This window comes from Bradyrhizobium guangdongense, from assembly GCF_006483445.1.
Classification (GTDB): domain Bacteria; phylum Pseudomonadota; class Alphaproteobacteria; order Rhizobiales; family Xanthobacteraceae; genus Bradyrhizobium; species Bradyrhizobium guangdongense_A.
Map to the genome: position 1 here is coordinate 1 of NZ_PPPT01000315.1, position 1,164 is coordinate 1,164.

The 1,164-nt window shown below is 63.1% G+C and carries 2 pseudogenes; both read right to left on the reverse strand.

Annotation, left to right across the window (positions count from 1 at the left end):
- A pseudogene (locus tag C2U70_RS32375) lies at positions 1 to 482 on the reverse strand (NirA family protein); the annotation flags it as partial.
- 420 nt (positions 483 to 902) lie between these two features.
- A pseudogene (locus C2U70_RS32380) lies at positions 903 to 1,164 on the reverse strand (CmpA/NrtA family ABC transporter substrate-binding protein); the annotation flags it as partial.

Consider the following 1,164-nt stretch of genomic DNA (forward strand, 5'->3'; position numbering starts at 1 on the left):
ATCTGGAAGTTGGCGCGCGTGGTGACATGGGTGAAGCCGCCGCCGCAGGTCTCCGCGATATCAGCAAGGCCCGACAACTGCCAGTGCTTCAGAATGCCGTTGGGAATGCGCAGGCGCGCCATGTAGGAGGTCTGCGCCGGCGCGACCCAGAAGATGCCGTAATAGCGCCAGCGAAAGTTGTCGGCCGGCGATGGCGCGGCATTGTTGTGCGCCTGGTCCTTCAGCTTCTCGTAGGCGTCGAACGGATGCAGCTCGCGCTTGAACTTCTCCTGGTCGACGAGCTTCTTGCCGGCGGCCGTGGTCTTGTCCTGCGCCTTGATGTGGATGGCGTCGGGGCCCGTCGGCTCCGAGGACGCAGCACCGGGACCACCGGCAGCAAACGCGCGCCCGACGCGGCCGACCTGCATGCCGGACATGAACCCTTCGAGATAGCGCTTCTGCTCGTCCGAGAAGTCGGCGGCGGGAGTTGCTTCCATCTTCATGCTCGGCGCCCCCAAACCATGTTGGAGGTTACGGCATAGCGGTCCGTCAAAGCCGCAACTTGGGTGGGGTCTCGGTAATCCATTTCGAAGCTCCAGCGACCGCGCAGGGCGGCGACAACAGGTGAACGGACGTCGACCGCCGAACCCCGAAAAACGGGTCCGATGCGATCCGATCAGCCTCGTTGCTGCGGAAAATCCATCATGGATACGGCCGCCGGCGTCCGCGCCAGCCTGCCTATCCGCTCTCTATTCAAGGAGTGTGCCAACGCAGCATAAACGGATAAACCGTTTCTAATCAGCTCGTTAGGCTTGTGTGCAGCGCATGAAATGGATCACAATTCATGCCGCTTAGGGCAGCAACGGCCCAAAGATTGAGCTTCGAATCGACCTGCTCAGGGTTTAGTCACGATCTTGGAGGGCCTATCGTCTCCGATGGGCAACCTCGAACGAAGCCAAATATCCGGCGACGTCGCCGGGGTTGAAGGCGGGGCCGGTGAAGGCGCTGAAGCCTGCTGCCTGTCCGCCTTGGCTCGGCCGCCCGACCGCCGCGTCGTAGAGATCAGGCCGAAACACGCCCATGGCCGTCTTCAGGGCCTCCGGGCTCAGCACTGTCTGTCCCCACCGGACCATCTGTGCATAGAGCCAGGCCGCCTGCACCGGGTCCGGGCAGCCCGCCTCCTCG